This is a genomic window from Bariatricus sp. SGI.154 (assembly GCF_050313795.1).
Classification (GTDB): domain Bacteria; phylum Bacillota; class Clostridia; order Lachnospirales; family Lachnospiraceae; genus CAMBRQ01.
Window position 1 is genome coordinate 1 of sequence record NZ_JBNPMC010000076.1, and the last position, 1,700, is coordinate 1,700.

3 protein-coding genes are annotated in these 1,700 nt (G+C 49.8%); all 3 read right to left on the minus strand.

Annotated elements, in window-relative coordinates:
• Positions 1 to 524, minus strand: a 524-nt coding sequence (locus ACQRBN_RS17370) for a DDE-type integrase/transposase/recombinase (protein WP_427740352.1), incomplete at its 3' end; no start/stop codon positions are given.
• On the minus strand, positions 505 to 789 hold the full coding sequence (locus ACQRBN_RS17375) for a hypothetical protein (RefSeq protein ID WP_427740353.1): 285 nt from the start codon (positions 787 to 789) through the stop codon (positions 505 to 507). The genes ACQRBN_RS17375 and ACQRBN_RS17370, both read right to left, overlap by 20 nt.
• Before the next feature lie 64 nt (positions 790 to 853).
• Positions 854 to 1,459 carry a DUF6431 domain-containing protein gene (locus ACQRBN_RS17380; protein ID WP_427740354.1) on the minus strand — a complete coding sequence of 202 codons (606 nt, stop codon included), beginning with the start codon at positions 1,457 to 1,459 and terminating at the stop codon, positions 854 to 856.
• Positions 1,460 to 1,700: the final 241 nt, after the last annotated feature.

Consider the following 1,700-nt stretch of genomic DNA (forward strand, 5'->3'; position numbering starts at 1 on the left):
CCCTTGCTGGCACCATCCCTTACCGGGGTATGCAGAAGGATGGTCCCAACAGACCCGCAGATAAAGGATAGCTGTTCGTTGCTGTATGGCGCACCGTTATCAACATAAAGCTTGTGCGGAATCCCATAGGTTGCCACAGCTTCCCGCAAAAGCTGCTGGAAGTTGGCAGCGTTATCCTGGTAAAAGAGTTTTCCGCCAACAATCATCCGGGAATAATCATCCAGGATCATGACAAGATAGACCCTTCTGGATCGTCCGCCTTCCTTCAGGTAAGGAAGATAACAGGTGTCCGCCTGCCACATGCCTCCGAAATATGCCTCTTCAAACGCTTTCCGGTCTTTTACCGGCGCAGCCACATTTCCGCGCAGATGGTTCCTTTTTATGTAACGCTGCACGCTTGAGACGGATACGGTTGCCGGCAGGATGGCTTCTTCTACCAGCCGGTCATGGATCTGCGTCGCGTTTAATCGGGGATACTCCCGGCGCAGCCTCCGTATTTCTGTTTCAGCTTCCTCTGTAATCAACTCTGGTACCGCCCTTGTCACAGCGCGTCTTAGGCACAAGGGCATCCATCCCGCCCCGATTGTAAAGGCTCAGCCATTTCGTCAGCGTCTTCGCCTTGTATTGTACCTGGCGCCCATCCGGCAGTTTTACCGGGAAGGCGGCTACCCTGCGGCAGTACGCAGACATGGATTCATCCGGGAAAGTCCCCTGCACCATCGGGGCAATCAGTCCGAAACGGATTCTTGCTATCTCCATCTGTTCGTTTTTCGTGTTCTCTGTTTCCATAGACTCGTCTCCTTTGCTGTTTTTTACAGCATAGCAGGGCTATGGCCGGGATTCCATTCCCGTATCATGTGATGCTATCCGGATGCTGCTGCTGCTGAGACAGCATCTCCGAGTCTATGACGTAAGCGGATTGCAGATAAGAGAAGCGGTACTTCAGAAAGAAATCCTTTAAAAATACGCCATCCACAGAGGCTATGAACGGTACTTCCAGCGCAGACATGTTTTCCAGCACCCCGAGCCAGAGTGCTTTTTGCCGCTGAAAAAGATGCAGCCAGCGATAAAGCATGGAAATAGTAATGCCATAATAGTCACAGATCTGCACCACAGAACAGGACCGGGTAAAATAAGAGCGCAGGACAATAAGAAGGAAGCGCAGGGAATAAGATTTATACGGGATGATACAGGATGGGAGCATTGCATGGGTATGACCGCAGGAATCACAGATATACCTTGGCACAGTGACCGTGTTGGATTTCTGAGCCCGTCCGTCCCATTCCACCAGATATCTGTCATAGTGTCCGAAAAGACGCAGGCAGCCCTTGGCTGAACAGAATGGGCAGGACTGATCTGGGGCGAAAGATGCCCCGGCAGCATTTTCAAACCATTTCTTATCTGAAAATTTAATATCATTCAACTTGCATAAAACAGAGAACAGTCGTATCATAAGCATGGACGATCTGCTGCGGTTTGACCGCAGCGGGGAGCTTAGGAGGGAACAGTGTCTTTGGCGGGACGAGGGTTCTCTCCTTTTTCTTCTTTGTTACCCCTTCATCATAACGCATTCTGAATCATATACAAGAAAAAAGCGTGCCGTTTTTTACAGCACACTGTTGGATCTATTTTCTGTTCCTGGATATTTTAATTTGACGTGACGGCATTGTCACCGGTAATAAGAAAATGACGTGTAACAG